Raw genomic sequence first — 17,765 nt, forward strand, 5'->3', positions numbered from 1 at the left:
ATCAGCACTCGATGACGTTGACCGCGAGGCCGCCGCGGGCGGTCTCCTTGTACTTGACCTTCATGTCGGCGCCGGTCTCCTTCATGGTCTTGATGACCTTGTCGAGGGAGACCTTGTGGGTGCCGTCGCCGCGCATCGCCATCTTGGCCGCGGTGACGGCCTTGACCGCCGCCATGCCGTTGCGCTCGATGCACGGGATCTGGACCAGGCCGCCGACCGGGTCGCAGGTCAGGCCGAGGTTGTGCTCCATGCCGATCTCGGCCGCGTTCTCGACCTGCTCCGGGGTGCCGCCCAGGACCTCGGCGAGGGCGCCGGCGGCCATGGAGCAGGCCGAGCCGACCTCGCCCTGGCAGCCGACCTCGGCGCCGGAGATCGAGGCGTTCTCCTTGAAGAGCATGCCGATCGCGCCCGCCGCGAGGAGGAAGCGGACCACGCCGTCCTCGTCCGCGCCCGGCACGAAGTTGACGTAGTAGTGCAGGACGGCCGGCAGGACGCCCGCCGCGCCGTTCGTGGGCGCGGTGACGACGCGGCCGCCCGCCGCGTTCTCCTCGTTGACCGCCATCGCGTAGATCGTCGTCCACTCGCTGCGGTGCATCATCGGGTCGCCCTCGGTGCGCAGCTGGCGCGCCGTCGAGGCGGCCCGGCGCTTGACCCGCAGGCCGCCCGGGAGGATGCCCTCGCGGGACATGCCGCGCGAGACGCAGGACTGCATGACGCGCCAGATCTCCAGGAGGCCCTCGCGGATCTCCTCCTCGGTGCGCCAGGCCTTCTCGTTCTCCAGCATCAGGGAGGAGATCGACAGGCCGGTCTCGTTCGCCAGGCGGAGCATCTCGTCGCCGGAGCGGAAGGGGTACTTCAGCTCGGTGTCGTCCAGCTTGATCCGGTCCTCGCCGACCGCGTCCTCGTCCACGACGAACCCGCCGCCGACCGAGTAGTACGTCTTCTCCAGCAGCGGGGCGCCGGCTTCGTCGTACGCGAAGAGGGTCATGCCGTTCGCGTGGTACGGCAGGGACCGGCGGCGGTGCAGGATCAGCTGGTTCGGCTCGTCGAAGGCGATCTCGTGCACATCGCCTATCTCGGCGCCGAGCAGGCGCAGGCGGCCGGTCTGCCGGATCCGCTCGACCTCGGCGTCGGCCGTCTCCACGTTCACGGTGCGGGGGGAGTGGCCCTCCAGGCCCAGCAGGACCGCCTTGGGGGTGCCGTGGCCGTGGCCGGTGGCGCCGAGGGAGCCGAAGAGCTCCGCGCGCACGGAGGCGGTCTGCGCGAGGACACCGTCCTTCTTCAGGCGGGTCACGAACATGCGTGCCGCCCGCATCGGACCGACCGTGTGGGAGGAGGACGGGCCGATGCCGATGGAGAAGAGATCGAAGACGGAGATGGCCACTGGCGGACTCCCTTGTCTGCTCGTGGGGTGGGAGGGGGCAGGAGAGGTGGGGCGGGTGATCTGCGGATTTTGTCCGGCAGACGAGCTTAACTCGGCGAGGTGAACAGCTCGGCTGCCGGACGGGTAGGAGGGGTTTCGCTCAGGCGTGGGTCAGCTCTCGCTCCGGCGCCCCGCCCCGGTCCTGCCGCTCCGCGGAGCCGTCCAGGACCGGGTCGGGGCCCGGCAGGCCCGCGTGGTGGGCCTTGACGCCCGCCTCCACGGCCCAGAAGTAGGTGCCGAGGGCCATGGCGGCCACCAGCGCGATGTCGTAGCCGCCCGGGATGGTGCCGCGGCCCCCGAAGTCGGTGGAGCCGAGCCAGGACAGCAGGGACAGGGCACCGAGGAAGAAGACGATCCACCAGGCCGGGGCGAACTGGCGCATGAGGTTCCTCTCGCCCTTGCGGGAGAGCACCAGCGCGGCGATCGGAGCGGCCAGCAGAGTCAGGGCGGTGACGATGCCGGTGTTCGGCCACTTCGACCAGTACAGCGCGCACGCGGCGAAGACGAAGGTCAGCGGGCAGAGGACCTTCGCGGCGGGCAGCCGGAAGGGGCGGGGCAGACCGGGCTTGGTCCGGCGGAAGACGCCCACCGCGATCGGGCCGATCAGGTACGAGATGACCATGGCGGCCGAGATGATCGGGGCCAGGGTCTTCCAGCTGTGGCCGACGGTGACCAGGAGCAGCACGGAGAAGCCGAGGTTCATCCACATGGCCGGGCGCGCGGTCCCGTACACGGGGTGGGTCCGCTTGAGCCGCTTGGGGAAGAAGCCGGTCTCGGACAGGTTCTGGACCATGTACGCGGCCGAGGCGACGTTGGCGATGTTGGAGCCGGCGGGGGAGATGAAGGCGCCGAACTGGAGCATCACCACGACCCAGTGGATCATCAGCAGCTTGGCGAGCTCGGCGAACGGCGAGTTGAAGTTCACGCCCGACCAGCCGCCGGCCTGCGCCAGGTGCTCCGGGGGTACGGCGCCCAGGAAGGCCGTCTGCAGGGCGAGGTAGATGACCAGGCCCAGGGAGAGCGCGCCGACCAGGGCGATGGGGATGGCCCGGCCCGGGTTCTTGGCGGCGCCGCCGAGGTTCACGACGGCCTGGAAGCCGTTGAAGGCGAAGACGACGCCGGAGGTGGTGACGGCGGTCAGGACGGCGGTCCAGCCGTTGGGTGCGAAGCCGCCGTGGGCGGTGAAGTTGTCGGTGTGGAAGCCGGAGGCGATCAGCGCGGCGACGGCGAGGACCGGGATGGCGAACTTGACCAGGGTCAGGGCCGCGTTGATCTTCGCCAGGAGCTGGACCGACCAGTAGCAGGACAGCCACAGCAGGAAGGTGAGCGCCAGGGCCGTGAACATGCCGAAGGTGGTCAGCTGGTGGGACTGGGCGTCGACCAGGTCCTGGGCCCAGCCGAAGCTCCACGAGGACATGTACTGGGTCGCCGCGATCGACTCGATCGGGATCAGCGAGGCCACGGCGATCCACACCGCCCAGCCGGTGATGAAGCCGAGCACCGGGCCGTGCGAGATGGTGCCGTACCGGGCCATGCCGCCCGGGATCGGGTAGGCCGCGCCGACCTCGGCGTAGGACATGGCGATCATGCCGATGAACACGGCGCCGATGACCCAGGCGACGAGCGCCGCCGGACCGGCGACCTGCGCGGCCGTGCCGGCTCCGAAGAGCCATCCCGAACCGAAGATCGAACCGATGCCGATCATGATCAACGCGAAGAGACTGAGTCCCTTCTTGTTGGCTGCGCTCATGTCCATGGGTGCGTGTCCGTCCTGAGGGGGATGCCTTTACGTGGAGCCTATTTGCCATTTTTTGATGGAATCAGTGGCAATGGGCCGCATCCGCCCGGGGCTTTGGTCATGAGAAGGGCCCGGCCCTGTGCAGAACAGGGCCGGGCCCTTCCGGGCCGGCGCCTAGAGCGTCGGGTACAGCGGGAACTTCGCGGCGAGCGCGGAGACGCGCGCCTTGAGGTCGTCGGCGTCGAACACCGGCTTCAGCGCGGCCGCGATGATCTCCGCGACCTCGGTGAAGTCCTCGGCGCCGAAACCGCGCGTGGCCAGGGCCGGCGTACCGATCCGCAGGCCCGAGGTGACCATCGGCGGCCGCGGGTCGTTCGGGATGGCGTTCCGGTTGACCGTGATGCCGATCTCGTGGAGCCGGTCCTCGGCCTGCTGGCCGTCCAGCTCGGAGTTGCGCAGGTCGACCAGGACCAGGTGGACGTCCGTACCGCCGGAGAGGACGGAGACGCCGACCTCGGTGACGTCCGGCTGCACCAGGCGCTCGGCGATGATCTTCGCGCCCTCAAGGGTGCGCACCTGGCGCTCCTTGAAGTCCTCCGAGGCGGCGACCTTGAAGGACACGGCCTTGGCGGCGATCACGTGCTCCAGCGGACCGCCCTGCTGACCCGGGAAGACCGCGGAGTTGATCTTCTTGGCCAGCTCCTGCGTCGACAGGATGACACCGCCGCGCGGACCGCCGAGGGTCTTGTGCGTGGTGGTGGTCACGACGTGGGCGTGCGGCACCGGGTTCGGGTGCAGGCCCGCGGCGACCAGGCCGGCGAAGTGCGCCATGTCGACCATCAGGTACGCGCCGACCTCGTCCGCGATGCGGCGGAAGGCGGCGAAGTCCAGCTGGCGCGGGTAGGCGGACCAGCCGGCGACGATCAGCTGCGGCTTGGTCTCCTTGGCGAGGCGCTCGACCTCGGCCATGTCGACCTGGCCCGACTCGTCGACGTGGTACGGGACCACGTTGTAGAGCTTGCCGGAGAAGTTGATCTTCATGCCGTGGGTCAGGTGACCGCCGTGGGCCAGGCTCAGGCCCATGATCGTGTCGCCCGGCTTCAGCAGCGCGAACATCGCGGCCGCGTTCGCCTGCGCACCCGAGTGGGGCTGCACGTTGGCGGCCTCGGCGCCGAACAGCGCCTTGATGCGGTCGATCGCGATCTGCTCGACCACGTCGACGTGCTCGCAGCCGCCGTAGTAGCGGCGGCCGGGGTAGCCCTCGGCGTACTTGTTGGTCAGGACCGACCCCTGGGCCTCCATGACGGCGACCGGAGCGAAGTTCTCCGACGCGATCATTTCCAGGGTCGACTGCTGGCGCACGAGCTCGGCGTCGACGGCGGCGGCGACGTCCGGGTCGAGCTCGTGGAGAGGGGTGTTCAGAACAGACATCAGGATCCCCTGGGGTCAGTTACCGGCGGTGAGCTTGGCGTACTCGTCCTCGGAGAGCAGGTCGGCCGGCTCCTCCGTGACGCGCACCTTGAAGAGCCAGCCACCCTCGAACGGCGCGGAGTTCACCAGCGACGGGTCGTCCACGACGTCCTGGTTGGCCTCGACGACCTCACCGGTGACGGGGGAGTACAGGTCGCTGACCGACTTGGTCGACTCCAGCTCGCCGCAGGTCTCGCCCGCGGTCACCGTGTCGCCGACGGCGGGGAGGTCGGCGTAGACGACGTCACCGAGCGCGTTGGCCGCGAACTCCGTGATGCCGACCGTCGAGACGCCGCCCTCGGCGTCCGACAGCCACTCGTGCTCCTTGCTGTAACGCAGCTGCTGGGGGTTGCTCATGACCTGATTCTCCTGGATGCGGGGGAGTGGATACGAACGGTGGTCTTGGGTACTGAGACGGCGCTGTACGGGGTGCCCGCACAGCAGCACTGCGTACGGGCTACTTCTGCCGCTTGTAGAACGGCAGGGCCACGACCTCGTACGCCTCATGCGTACCGCGAATGTCCACGCCGACGCCGGAGGTGCCGGGCGCGGCGTGCGCCGCGTCGACGTAGGCCATCGCGATCGGCTTGCCCAGCGTCGGGGACGGGGCGCCCGAGGTGACCTCGCCGATGACCTGGCCGTCGGCCACGACGGAGAAGCCGGCGCGCGGGACGCGGCGGCCCTCGGCGATCAGGCCGACCAGCTTGCGCGGCGGGTTGGACTCGGCGCGCTCGGCGGCGGCCTCCAGGGCGGCGCGCCCCACGAAGTCGCCCTCCTTCTCGAACTTCACGACCCGGCCCAGACCCGCGTCGAACGGGGTGAGGGAGGTGGTCAGCTCGTGCCCGTACAGCGGCATGCCCGCCTCCAGGCGCAGGGTGTCGCGGCAGGACAGGCCGGCCGGGACCAGACCGACGCCCTCGCCGGCCTTGGTCAGGGCCTGCCACAGCTCCACGGCGTGCTCGGGGGAGACGAACAGCTCGAAGCCGTCCTCGCCGGTGTAGCCCGTACGCGCGATCAGCGCGGGCACCCCGGCCACCGTGCCGGGCAGGCCGGCGTAGTACTTCAGACCGTCCAGGTCGGCGTCGGTCAGCGAGGCCAGGATGCCGGGGGACTCGGGGCCCTGGACGGCGATCAGGGCGTACGCGTCGCGGTCGTCGCGGACCTCGGCGTCGAAGCCGGCGGCGCGCTCGGTGATCGCGTCCAGCACGACCTGGGCGTTCGAGGCGTTGGCGACGACCATGTACTCGGTCTCGCCCAGGCGGTAGACGATCAGGTCGTCGACGATCCCGCCGTCCTCCTGGCAGATGTGCGTGTACCGGGCGCGGCCCACGCCGACGGTGGAGATGTTGCCGACCAGCGCGTAGTCGAGGACCTTGACGGCCTCCGGGCCGGTCAGGGTGATCTCGCCCATGTGGGAGAGGTCGAACAGGCCGGCCTTGGTGCGGACCGCGTTGTGCTCGTCGCGCTCGCTGGCGTACCGCAGGGGCATGTCCCAGCCCGCGAAGTCGGTCATGGTCGCACCGAGCGAGCGGTGCAGAGCATCGAGGGCGGTCAGACGGGGGGCAGTGCTCATGGGTGTGGCTCCCGGGTCCCAGGGCATGACATGACGAGGAGGATCCTCCCCATCTGTCATCGGAACCTGAGAGGTTCGCCGAGAGTTCCCCCGTTCACGGGGATCCGTCGGCTTGCACCTTGGGTGGAGCGCACGCCGGTGTCACGGGGACGGAGGGCGCGGCTCGCTTTTCAGATCTGCCTCATCCACGCGGTACGGGGCCTGAGAGATTCAAGGGAGGTACTTGCTCCTTCGGCGCCCGGACACGGCCTTGCGGCGTGCCGGGACTCTCCCGCGCGGATTCAAGCGGCCGGTATGCAGTTGGTGTCCAGATGGCGCACATCATTGCACGGTGCGGCGCCGATTGGCGCTGGGGGGTCGAAAGAGCGTACGGACCGGAACCGGGGCTGCCGGATTACCGTCTCTTTACACTCAGTGGGCATGGGGCTCCCCAGGAGCCCGATTCGGGGGGAGACGATCACTGTGCGGAGATTCGGAGCACTGGCGGCGACCGGGGCCGTGGCGGGGGTCCCGGCGCAGCGCGGCCGGGTGCGGGACGCGTGCGGGGCCGCGGGGCCGGTGCGCGACCTGCGCGGTCCCGGGGTGCACGGGCCGCAGCGGCTCGGCTTCGCCGCGGGGGACATCGTGGTGGTGTCCGGCCTGCCCGGCGGCGGCAAGAGCACGCTGATCAAGCGGGCCGCGGAGGGCGGCGGCATCGACTCCCAGGACGCCCGCGAGCGGTGGGAGCTGCGGATGCCGCGGGCGCTGCCGTACGCGGTCTACCGGCCGCTGGTGCGCGCCGCGCACTACTGGGGGCTGTGGCGGGCCCTGAGCTCCGGCGCGTCCGTGGTCGTCCACGACTGCGGTACCCAGAGCTGGGTACGGGGCCTCCTCGCCGCGGCCGCGCGCCGCCGGGGCCGGGCGCTGCACCTGCTGCTGCTGGACACCACCCCCGAGGAGGCGCTGTCCGGCCAGGCCGCGCGGGGCCGGGGCGTATCGGCGTACGCCTTCGCCCGGCACCGCGGCGCCGTGTCGCGGCTGCTGCGCGAAGCCGAGGCGGGCCGCCCTCCCGCGGGCTGCGCCTCGGTGGTCCTCCTGGACCGCCGCTCGGCCGCCGCCGTGACCCGTATCGGCTTCCACGGCTGACCCGTACCCCTGCGGGGGGCTGTGCCACCCCGGCCGTGCCGGACCCCCGCGGGCGGAGCCCCGTAGCGGGGCCCCGCGCCGGACCGGCCCGAGATAGCCTCGGGGCGACACACCGCGACCCACACGGAGGCAGGGGCACATGCACAGCGGCGGCTGGCCGGAGAATGAGCTGGAGCAGGTGCTCGGGGCGGCGCTGGGCCAGGCGGACGCCGGGGCGCGGATCCTGGAGGTGCTCGGGCGCAGCCACGTATGGGTCCCGCTGCCCGCCGGCGGCGGACCCGACCGCGCCTCGCTCGCCCTGCCCACCATGGAGATCGCCGGCGCGGCGTACGTCCCGGTCTACAGCTCCGAGGCGCAGTTCCGCTTCTGCGTAGGCCCCGGGATGGACTTCGCCGTCGCCCCCGCCGTCGAGTTCGCCCGCGGCCTGCCCCCGCAGCTCGGTATCGCGCTGAACCCCGAGGGCGCGGTCGGCGTCCCGCTGCCCCCGCCCGCCGTCGCGGAGCTCTGCCGCACCGGCCGGACCCCGCTCGACGGGACCGCCACCGGTGGCCGGGTCCGGCTCTACGAGCCCGACTGGCAGGACGACCCGGTCGACTTCCTGGCCGCCGCCGCCGAGGAGTTCCGGTCCACCGGCGTGGTCGCCTCGGCCTCCCGCTGCTTCGCCAGCGTCGAGGGCGGGGCGCCGGAGCTCTACATCGGTGTCCAGCTGGTGGGATGGGAGCCCGAGATGCGAAACGCCCCGATGGACGCCCTGGGCCGGGCCCTGGCCCGTGTCCCGGCGCCCTGGCCCGTGCAGTTGATCCTCCTGGACGCGGTCCAGGACCCGGTGACGGACTTCATCGTTACGCGCGTACGCCCCTTCTACCTGCCGTAGACCCGATTAAGCTGGTTACATCTCCTGGCCGCACGCGTGGCCTGGGCACGCGTGGACGACGGGCGGACGAAGAGGGGTACCGGGTGAGTGCGTCAGGCACGGCCGCGGCCGGGCAGGTCGAGCACATGCTGCGCCAGGTGACTCCCGGGCGCTATGAGAGCTACGAGTCACTTCTGCACGCCCTCGCCGAGGGCCGGCTGTGGATGCTGCTCTGGCAGGGGCAGCCGGGTTCCCCGGACGCTCAGTACGCGGGCATGGAGGTGGAGGGCCTGGGATACGCGCCCTGCGTCACCTCCCCGCAGGAACTGGCCGCCAGCGGCTGGAACCGCGGCTACGAAGTGGTCACCGGCCGGGACATCGCCCGCGCCCTCTACCCCGACCGCTGGGGGCTGTGGCTCAATCCGCACGCCCAGGGCGGCGGCGTCGGCATCCCGTGGGCCGACCTGCGCCGGATCGCGACCGGCCTGGACCGGATGCCGGCCGGACCGCTGCGGCTGTCCGAACCCGCCATCGAGCTCCCGCAGTTCTACGGGCTGCTCACCCAGCACGCGCACCGCACCCCCGCCGTGCGCTCGCTGCGGCGCGCCTGGGTGCAGCCCGCGCTGGGCTCCCCGTACCTCGCGGTGGGGCTCGACCTGTACGACGCGTCCGCGCCCGCGCTGGAGTCCGTACGCGAGATGATGCGCCAGTCGGTCGGCGCGGTGCCCGAGGGGGTGCCGGTGTGCACGGTGGCGCTGGCGGACGAGCACGACCCCGTGGCGATGTGGCTGCGCGCGCAGACCCGGCCGTTCTACGACCGCGAGGGCCAGGCCCCGTCGTACTGACCGCGCGGCGGCACGACCGCATCTTCCTGACCGCATATTGAGACATCTCGTCCGAAGGCCGTACCGGTCCCGTCCGGTGCGGCCTTCGGCGTTCTCCATGGAGTCCGCCCAAGTAGAAGCCCTGAAATGGCACTTGGGCACGATGTCCGTTCCGCGCGGTACGGCCCGTCTTTCACCGCTGACCAGAACCCGCCGTTCGGATAACGGAAGGTGCAGGCGCAGATCACGGTTGCGCATCACATCCCCGGCAGGTCTGGCGGCTGCTCACGAGGCCGTTGAAGACTCCCCCCACCGAAGGCCGGTCAATCCCACAAGCACTGGCTCTTCACGTGCACTTCAGGCGCAATTCGCGTCAATCGCACCATCAGCGACGCCGAAAGAACCAAGCCGCCACAGCGGCGGGCATTGGCCGGCCACCGTCGGCCGAGAGGGGTCCCCACCACGATGACGGCACCACTGCACGACACCAGCGCGGCCGAGCCCGCGGCCGTGGCCGCCCCCGAACTGCCGCAGAAGGCGATCGAGGGGCGCTCACCGTGGAAGATCGCCTGGCTCCGGCTCAAGCGTGACAAGGTCGCCCTGGCCGGCGGTGTCATCGTGCTCCTGCTGATCCTCGTCGCGGTCTTCGCGCCGTTGATCGTCAAACTCCTCGGGCACCCGCCGGAGGAGCTGCACGAGGACATGCTGGACCCGCTGCTCGGCCTGCCGGCCGGCCCGCGCGGCGGCATGAGCGCCGACTTCCTGCTGGGCGTCGAGCCGGTCAACGGCCGCGACGTCTTCAGCCGGATCGTCTACGGCGCCCGGATCTCGCTCCTGGTGGCCTTCCTGTCCGCCTTCGTGGCGGTCTCGCTGGGCACCATCTTCGGCATCATCGCCGGCTACTTCGGCGGCTGGGTCGACGCGGCCATCAGCCGCGTCATGGACCTGCTGCTGGCCTTCCCGCAGCTGCTGTTCATCATCGCGCTGATCTCCGTGATCCCCAGCAAGCTGTGGGGATTCGAGGGGTCGGGCCTGCGCATCGCCGTGCTGGTGCTGGTCATCGGCTTCTTCGGCTGGCCGTACATCGGCCGCATCGTCCGCGGGCAGACCCTGTCACTGCGCGAGCGCGAATACGTCGAAGCCGCCCGCAGCCTCGGTGCCGGCCGCGCGTACATCCTCTTCCGCGAACTGCTTCCGAACCTGGTGGCGCCCATCACCGTCTACTCGACGCTGATGATCCCCACCAACGTGCTGACCGAGGCCGCCCTGAGCTTCCTCGGAGTCGGCGTCAAGCCGCCCACGCCGTCCTGGGGAGAGACCCTTTCCACGGCGGTGCGGACCTACGAGGACGATCCGCTCTTCATGATCTTCCCCGGCGTGGCGATCTTCATCACCGTGCTGGCCTTCAACCTCTTCGGCGACGGCGTCCGCGACGCCCTCGACCCGAAGGGCTCCCGCTAGCAGCCTGCAGGTCACCCCAGATCCCGGTATCGAGCTTCGCGCTTCGAGCCGTGAGTACACCAGTTCACCGGAACTACAACGGAGGGTTGCGAGCATCGTGACTACCCATCGCACGTCGAAGCGCAGGCTTGCCGCTGGCACGGCCGTCGTGCTCGCCGCCATGCTGACCGCGACCGCCTGTGGCGGAGGCGACGACAAGAAGGACGAGAAGCCCGCCGGCGCGTCCGGCTTCAACGCCGGTATCGGCAAGGTCGCCAACGCGTCGGACACGAAGGGTGGCGAGCTCAAGTTCGTCGGTACCCAGGAAGCCGACTCGTGGGACCCGCAGCGCGGCTACTACGGCTTCATGTGGGACTTCTCCCGCTACTACGCGCGCCAGCTGGTCAGCTACAAGGCCGCCCCCGGTGAGCAGAGCACGGACCTCGTTCCCGACCTCGCCACCGCCAAGGCCGAGATCAGCGACGGCGGCAAGACCTACAAGTACACCCTCAAGGACAACGTGACCTGGGAGGACGGCACCCCCGTCACCGCCCAGGACGTGAAGTACGGCATCGAGCGCACCTGGGCCCAGGACGTCATCTCCGGCGGCCCGGTCTACCTGATGCAGGTCCTCGACCCGAAGACCGAGTACCCGGGCCCGTACAAGGACACCGCCCCGGACAAGCTCGGCCTCAAGGCGATCGAGACCCCGGACGCGAAGACCATCATCTTCAAGCTCCCGCAGGCCAACGGCGACTTCGAGCAGATGCTGGCCATGCCGGCGGCGAGCCCGGTCAAGCAGGAGAAGGACACCGCGGCCAAGTACGGCCTGAAGCCCTTCTCCAACGGCCCGTACAAGATCGACTCGTACGAGCCCAACAAGAGCATGAAGCTCTCGCGCAACACGAACTACAAGCCCGAGTCGGACACCATCCGCAAGGCGCTCCCGGACACCATCTCGGTCACGTTCATGGCGAATGCGGACGACATGGACAAGCGCCTGATGAACGGCGAGTTCGACCTGGACATCAACGCGACCGGCATCGGCCAGGCGGCCCGCGCCACCGCGCTGAAGGACCACAAGGGCAACCTGGACAACGGCCAGACCGGCTTCATCCGGTACGCCGTCATGCCGCAGACCGTCGCGCCGTTCGACAACATCGACTGCCGCAAGGCCGTCATCTACGCGGCCGACCACAAGTCCCTGCAGACCGCCCGCGGCGGCCCGCAGGCCGGTGGCGACATCGCCCCCAACATGCTCCCGCTGGGCATCAAGGGCTCCGACGGCGCGTACGACCCGTACGAGGTCCTGACGAACGACGGCAAGCCGAACCTCGACAAGGCCAAGGCCGCCCTGAAGGCCTGTGGCAAGGAGAGCGGCTTCAAGACCACCATCGCGGTCCGCAACAACAAGCCGGTCGAGGTCGCCACCGCGGTCTCGCTCCAGAACGCCCTGAAGCAGGTCGGCATCGAGGCCGACGTCGACCAGTTCGACGGCGCCCAGACCTCCGGCATCATCGGTTCGCCGAAGGTCGTCAAGGAGAAGAACTACGGCATCATCATCATGGGCTGGGGCGCCGACTTCCCGACCGGTCAGGGCTTCTCCCAGCCGCTGGTCGACGGCCGCTTCATCCTGCAGAGCGGCAACAACAACTTCTCCGAGCTGAACGACCCGGCGATCAACAAGCTCTTCGACGACGCCATCGCGGAGACCGACCCGGCCAAGGCCGGCGAGATCTACAAGAAGATGAACCAGAAGGTCTCCGAGGCCGCGGTCTACCTTCCCTTCGTCTACGACAAGACGATCACCTGGCGCTCCAGCCGTCTGACGAACGCGTACACCTCCGACGCCTACAACGGTCGCTACGACTACGCGTCCCTCGGCGTCACCAAGTAACACCCGTCAGACAAGGTCCAGTTCCGGTTTCCAGTGTTCCGGTGCCACACCCGCTAGGCACGAAGGGCAGGTGATGGCCGCGGTTACGGCCTGGGGGCGCTCTCCAGAAGAGGGCGCCCCCGGGCCGCAGCCAGGCCGAGCGCAGTGCTTGCATATCTCACCCGACGGATCTTCGCCGTCATCGTCATGCTGTTGGTCATCTCGTTGGTGACCTTCGGAATCTTCTTCCTCTTCCCGAAGATGATCGGGACGGATCCGGCCCTGTACTTCGTCGGCAAGCAGTCCGACCCCGCCGCGATCGAGGGCATCCGGCAGAAGATGGGTCTCGACGACCCGATCCTCGTCCAGTTCGGCAAGTTCGTCGTCGGGCTGGTGGCGGGTCGCACGTACGCCAACGGCTCCGACGTCACGCAATGCGCCGCGCCCTGCTTCGGCTACTCCTTCAAGACCGAGCAGGAGGTCTGGCCGCTGCTGCTGGACTGGCTGCCGGTCACCCTCTCGCTCGCCGCGGGTGCCGTCGTGCTCTGGGTCATCGGCGGTGTCGCCACCGGCGTCATCTCCGCCCTCAAGCGCGGCACGGTCCTGGACCGTTCGGCCATGGGCGTCGCCCTCGCCGGCGTCTCCCTCCCCATCTACTTCACGGGCATGCTCGCCATCGCCTTCTTCTCCGACCAGCTCGGCTGGTTCGGGCGCCCCGAGGCGACCTTCGCCGACGACCCGGGCAAGTGGTTCAACGGCATGATCCTGCCGTGGGTCTCGCTCGCCTTCCTCTACGCGGCGATGTACGCGCGGCTCACCCGCGCGACCATGCTGGAAGTCCTCAACGAGGACTACATCCGCACCGCCCGCGCCAAGGGGCTGACGGAACCCGTCGTCATCGGCAAGCACGCCATGCGCTCCACCATGACCCCCATCCTGACCGTCCTCGGCCTGGACCTCGGCGCCCTGATGGGCGGCGCGGTGCTGACCGAGTACACGTTCTCGCTGCACGGCCTCGGCTACAGCGCGGTCCGCGCGATCAGCGAACACGATCTGCCGGTCATCCTCGGCATCACCCTGATCTCCGCTTTCTTCGTCGTCGCGGCGAACCTCATCGTTGACCTCATGTACGCGGTGATCGACCCCCGAGTGAGGCTGTCATGACCGATCTGACCAAGACCGGAGCGCTCAACGAGCCCGTCGGCACGAGCCGGCCCTCCAGCGCCTTCCTCGAAGTCCGCGACCTCAAGGTGCACTTCCCGACCGAGGACGGCCTGGTCAAGTCCGTCGACGGACTCTCCTTCACGCTGGAGAAGGGCAAGACCCTCGGCATCGTGGGCGAGTCCGGCTCCGGCAAGTCGGTCACCTCGCTGGGCATCATGGGCCTGCACCGCGTGGGCCAGTACGGCCGCCAGCGGGCGCAGATCTCCGGCGAGATCTGGCTCAACGGCAAGGAGCTGCTCTCCGCCCCCGAGGACGAGGTCCGCAAGCTCCGCGGCCGGGAGATCGCGATGATCTTCCAGGACCCGCTGTCCGCGATGCACCCGTACTTCACCATCGGCAAGCAGATCGCCGAGGCCTACCGGGTCCACCACAAGGTCGACAAGAAGACCGCCCTCAAGCGGGCCGTCGAACTCCTCGACCGCGTCGGCATCCCCGAGCCCCACAAGCGGGTCGACAGCTACCCGCACGAGTTCTCCGGCGGCATGCGCCAGCGCGCGATGATCGCGATGGCGCTGGTCAACAACCCGGAGCTGCTCATCGCGGACGAGCCGACGACCGCACTGGACGTCACCGTCCAGGCGCAGATCCTCGACCTCATCCGCGACCTCCAGCAGGAGTTCGGCTCCGCGGTCATCATGATCACGCACGACCTCGGCGTGGTCGCCGAGATGGCCGACGAACTGCTCGTGATGTACGGCGGCCGGTGCGTCGAGCGGGGCACCGCCGAGAAGGTCTTCTACGAGCCCCGGCACCCCTACACCTGGGGCCTGCTCGGCTCGATGCCGCGCATCGACCGCGACCAGACCGAGCGCCTCATCCCGGTCAAGGGTTCGCCGCCCAGCCTCATCAACATCCCGAGCGGCTGTGCCTTCAACCCGCGCTGCCCCTACGCCGACGTGCCCAAGGACAACGTGACGCGCACGGTGCGGCCCGAGCTCACCGAGGACGACAGCCGCCACTGGTCCGCCTGCCACATGTCGCAGGAGGAGCGGACCCGGATCTGGACCGAAGAGATTGCGCCGAAGCTGTGAGCGACGACATCAAGAAGACGGAAACGGCCGTCATCCCCGCACAGGCCTCGGACTCGCCCTCGGACGAATCCCGTGAGGTCCTGCTCAAGGTCACCGGCCTGACCAAGCACTTCCCGATCACCAAGGGGCTGCTGCGCCGCCAGGCCGGTGCGGTCAAGGCCGTGGACGGCATCGACTTCGACGTCCGCCGCGGTGAGACCCTCGGCATCGTCGGCGAGTCCGGCTGCGGCAAGTCGACCATGGGCCGACTGATCACGCGCCTGCTCGAACCGACCGGCGGCACGGTGGAGTTCGAGGGCAAGGACATCACGCACCTCGGCGTCGCCGGCATGCGGCCGATGCGCCGCGACGTGCAGATGATCTTCCAGGACCCGTACGGCTCCCTGAACCCGCGCCACACGGTGGGCACCATCGTCGGCGCCCCGTTCAAGCTCCAGAAGGTCACCCCCGAGGGCGGCATCAAGGCGGAGGTCCAGCGGCTGCTCTCGCTGGTGGGCCTCAACCCGGAGCACTACAACCGCTACCCGCACGAGTTCTCGGGCGGCCAGCGCCAGCGCATCGGCATCGCCCGGGCGCTGGCCCTCAAGCCGAAGCTGGTCGTCGCCGACGAGCCGGTCTCGGCGCTGGACGTGTCGATCCAGGCCCAGGTGGTCAACCTGCTGGACGACCTCCAGGAGGAGCTCGGCCTCACGTACGTGATCATCGCGCACGACCTGTCGGTCATCCGGCACGTGTCGGACCGCATCGCGGTCATGTACCTCGGCAAGATCGTCGAGCTGGCCGACCGCAAGTCGCTGTACGAGGCGCCGATGCACCCGTACACGACGGCCCTGATGTCGGCCGTGCCGGTGCCGGACCCGCGTCGGCGCGGTGCGAAGAGCGGCCGCATCCTGCTCAAGGGCGACGTGCCGTCGCCGATCTCGCCGCCGAGCGGGTGCCGTTTCCACACGCGCTGCTGGAAGGCGACGCAGGTCTGCACCACGCAGGAGCCGCCGCTGGTCGCGCTGAAGACCGGCCACCAGGTGGCGTGCCACCACCCAGAGAACGCCCCCGACCAGGCCCCGGGCGACGCGGCGGCCACGATTTCGGAGTAGCGGCCGAAAGAACCGGCGGGGCCGGGCGACCCCCGGCCCCGCCGGCAGATCCCACCGCGCCGCGAGCCGCCCTTCGCCTCCGGCGGCAGGTCCAGGCTCGCGCGGCAGGTCCAGACTTGCGCGGCAGGTCCAACCCCGCCGGCGTTCGAGGCGCGGGGTCCGGGGCGGAGCCCCGGGTCTGAACCCGGGCCCGCACCGGCCCGCGGCCGGGCACCTGCGCCGGCCCGCCGGGCACCTGCGCCGGCCCGCCGGGCACCTGCACCGGCCCGCGGCCGGGCCCGCACCGGCCCGCGGCCGGGGGCACCCGCAGGGGCCCGCGCAAGCCCGCGGCAGGCGCCCGGCCCGGCCCGGCCCGCGCAAGCCCGCGGCAGGCGCCCGGCAGAATGGGGCCGTGCTCCACGATCTCTTCCCGCCCGGCATCCAGCACGCCCTGGACCTCGCGGGCATCTTCGTCTTCGCAACCGCCGGCGCGCTGCTGGCCGTCCGCAAGAACTTCGACGTCTTCGGCATCGCCGTCCTCGCCCTCGTCACCGCCCTCGGCGGCGGCCTCTTCCGTGACCTCGTCATCGGAGCCGTCCCGCCTTCGGCCTTCGGCGACCTCAGCTTCTTCGTCACACCGCTGATCGCCGCCGCGATCGTCTTCTTCCTGCATCCCGAGGTCCAGCGGATCAACCGCGCGATCAACGTCTTCGACGCGGCCGGTCTCGGGCTGTTCTGCGTGACGGGCACGACCAAGGCGTACGAGTACGGCCTCGGCCTCACCGCGTCCGCCGCGCTGGGCCTGGCCACGGCCGTCGGCGGGGGCGTACTGCGCGACGTGCTCGTCAACGAGGTGCCCTCGCTGCTGCGCGACCGGGAGATGTACGCCGTGCCCGCCATCGTCGGGGCCTCGCTGGTCGCCGTCTTCATCGGCTTCGACGTCCTCAACGCCCTCACGACCAGCGTCGCGATCGTGACCACCTTCGTGCTGCGGCTGCTGGCGATGCGCTACCACTGGCGGGCGCCGCTGGCGTGGAACCGCCGCTCGGCGGTGGCCGAAGAGCCGTAACGAGGACGTAGCAAAGCAAAGCTACCGCTTAGTAATCTCTGGGTGTACGTTCGTTCCATGTCATACGCAGCGACCCAGTCATCCGTCGGCGACAGCGAGTTCGACCGCGACACCTCGGTCACCGCCCGTGCGGGCGAGCCCGGGGTGTACGACGCGGAGCTCTCCGCCGGCTGGACGATCATCGCCGCCGTCAACGGCGGATACCTGCTGGCCCTGGTCGGCCGGGCCCTGTCCGCGGCCCTGCCGCACCCGGACCCCTTCACGGTCTCGGCGCACTACCTGACCTCCTCCGTGCCCGGCCCCGCGGTCATCCGCACACAGGTCGTACGGGTGGGCCGGACCCTCTCCACCGGCCAGGCCTCGCTGTTCCAGTTCGACGAGAACGGCGCCGAGGTCGAGCGGATCCGCGTCCTCGCGTCCTACGGCGACCTCGCCTCCCTGCCGGACGACGTCCGCACGACGGCACTGCCCCCGGCCATCCCCCCGTACGAGGACTGCCTCGGCCCCGAGGCCGGCCCGGCCCCGATCCCCGGCAGCTCCGCGATCGTGGACCGGCTCCGGCTGCGGCTGGACCCGGCGACGGCGGGCTGGGCCGTCGGCGCGCCCTCGGGCAAGGGCGAGATGCGGGCCTGGTTCGAGCTCGCCGACGGGCGGGACGCGGACCCGCTGTCCCTGCTGCTCGCGGTGGACGCGCTGCCGCCGACCTCCTTCGACCTGGGCCTGCTGGGCTGGACCCCGACGGTGGAACTCACCACGCACGTCCGGCACCGGCCGGCGCCGGGTCCGCTGAGGGTCTCGATCACCACGCGGAACCTGGCCGGTGGCTTCCTGGAGGAGGACGCGGAGGTCTGGGACTCCGCGGACCGTCTGGTGGCGCAGTCCCGCCAGTTGGCTCGCGCCCCCCGCCAGCCTTCCTGACGCGCCCCTCGCACCGCTGCGCGGGCTTCGGCGCGCTGCGCCGGACTCCGTCCGTCGGGCCTCGGCGGGGCCGGGGGCGCGGGTTGCCGCTGCGCGGGGCCGTCCCCTACCCGCCCTTCCACCGTTCC

General features: G+C 70.3%; 15 protein-coding genes and 1 riboswitch. Of the genes, 10 read left to right on the forward strand and 5 right to left on the reverse strand.

Annotated elements, in window-relative coordinates:
- Position 1 precedes the first annotated feature (1 nt).
- The 5 genes from AB0M99_RS33625 to gcvT form a co-directional block, all read right to left on the reverse strand.
- The gene (locus AB0M99_RS33625; protein ID WP_365927288.1) at positions 2–1,384 is read right to left on the reverse strand and encodes an L-serine ammonia-lyase; all 1,383 of its coding nucleotides are present in this window, start codon (positions 1,382–1,384) and stop codon (positions 2–4) included.
- Positions 1,385–1,523: 139 nt separating this feature from the next.
- Positions 1,524–3,179 carry an APC family permease gene (locus tag AB0M99_RS33630; RefSeq protein WP_365927290.1) on the reverse strand — a complete coding sequence of 552 codons (1,656 nt, stop codon included), beginning with the start codon at positions 3,177–3,179 and terminating at the stop codon, positions 1,524–1,526.
- A 156-nt stretch (positions 3,180–3,335) separates the two neighbouring features.
- Entirely contained in the window at positions 3,336–4,592 is a 1,257-nt protein-coding gene (gene glyA / locus AB0M99_RS33635; RefSeq protein ID WP_365927292.1) for a serine hydroxymethyltransferase, read from the reverse strand.
- Positions 4,593–4,607: 15 nt separating this feature from the next.
- Entirely contained in the window at positions 4,608–4,988 is a 381-nt protein-coding gene (gene gcvH / locus AB0M99_RS33640) for a glycine cleavage system protein GcvH (RefSeq protein WP_365927295.1), read from the reverse strand.
- Positions 4,989–5,088: 100 nt separating this feature from the next.
- Complete coding sequence (gcvT, locus tag AB0M99_RS33645; RefSeq protein WP_365927297.1) at positions 5,089–6,204, reverse strand: glycine cleavage system aminomethyltransferase GcvT; 1,116 nt, start codon at positions 6,202–6,204, stop codon at positions 5,089–5,091.
- A gap of 180 nt (positions 6,205–6,384) precedes the next feature.
- Positions 6,385–6,488: riboswitch (glycine riboswitch) on the reverse strand.
- A 172-nt stretch (positions 6,489–6,660) separates the two neighbouring features.
- Between gcvT and AB0M99_RS33650 the strand changes: the two genes are divergently transcribed.
- The 10 genes from AB0M99_RS33650 to AB0M99_RS33695 all read left to right on the forward strand — a co-directional run bounded on the left by AB0M99_RS33650 (position 6,661) and on the right by AB0M99_RS33695 (position 17,637).
- Positions 6,661–7,329 (forward strand): AAA family ATPase, encoded by a 669-nt coding sequence (locus tag AB0M99_RS33650; RefSeq protein WP_365927322.1) that lies wholly within the window; start codon positions 6,661–6,663, stop codon positions 7,327–7,329.
- 139 nt (positions 7,330–7,468) lie between these two features.
- The gene (locus AB0M99_RS33655) at positions 7,469–8,203 is read left to right on the forward strand and encodes an enhanced serine sensitivity protein SseB (RefSeq protein ID WP_365927299.1); all 735 of its coding nucleotides are present in this window, start codon (positions 7,469–7,471) and stop codon (positions 8,201–8,203) included.
- A gap of 83 nt (positions 8,204–8,286) precedes the next feature.
- Positions 8,287–9,027 (forward strand): enhanced serine sensitivity protein SseB C-terminal domain-containing protein, encoded by a 741-nt coding sequence (locus AB0M99_RS33660; protein ID WP_365927301.1) that lies wholly within the window; start codon positions 8,287–8,289, stop codon positions 9,025–9,027.
- Between the two features lie 444 nt (positions 9,028–9,471).
- Entirely contained in the window at positions 9,472–10,467 is a 996-nt protein-coding gene (locus AB0M99_RS33665) for an ABC transporter permease (protein WP_365927303.1), read from the forward strand.
- 97 nt (positions 10,468–10,564) lie between these two features.
- On the forward strand, positions 10,565–12,343 hold the full coding sequence (locus tag AB0M99_RS33670) for an ABC transporter substrate-binding protein (RefSeq protein WP_365927305.1): 1,779 nt from the start codon (positions 10,565–10,567) through the stop codon (positions 12,341–12,343).
- A 144-nt stretch (positions 12,344–12,487) separates the two neighbouring features.
- On the forward strand, positions 12,488–13,486 hold the full coding sequence (locus tag AB0M99_RS33675; protein ID WP_365927308.1) for an ABC transporter permease: 999 nt from the start codon (positions 12,488–12,490) through the stop codon (positions 13,484–13,486).
- Complete coding sequence (locus tag AB0M99_RS33680; RefSeq protein ID WP_365927310.1) at positions 13,483–14,577, forward strand: ABC transporter ATP-binding protein; 1,095 nt, start codon at positions 13,483–13,485, stop codon at positions 14,575–14,577. The genes AB0M99_RS33675 and AB0M99_RS33680 overlap by 4 nt, the downstream gene beginning before the upstream one ends.
- Positions 14,578–14,609: 32 nt before the next feature.
- Positions 14,610–15,671, forward strand: a complete 1,062-nt coding sequence (locus AB0M99_RS33685; RefSeq protein WP_365927324.1) for a dipeptide ABC transporter ATP-binding protein — start codon at positions 14,610–14,612, stop codon at positions 15,669–15,671.
- Positions 15,672–16,062: 391 nt separating this feature from the next.
- Entirely contained in the window at positions 16,063–16,719 is a 657-nt protein-coding gene (locus AB0M99_RS33690) for a trimeric intracellular cation channel family protein (protein ID WP_365927312.1), read from the forward strand.
- A 57-nt stretch (positions 16,720–16,776) separates the two neighbouring features.
- Entirely contained in the window at positions 16,777–17,637 is an 861-nt protein-coding gene (locus AB0M99_RS33695) for a thioesterase family protein (RefSeq protein WP_365927314.1), read from the forward strand.
- The last annotated feature ends 128 nt before the right edge of the window (positions 17,638–17,765 follow it).

Source organism: Streptomyces sp. NPDC051183 (genome assembly GCF_040682455.1).
Classification (GTDB): domain Bacteria; phylum Actinomycetota; class Actinomycetes; order Streptomycetales; family Streptomycetaceae; genus Streptomyces.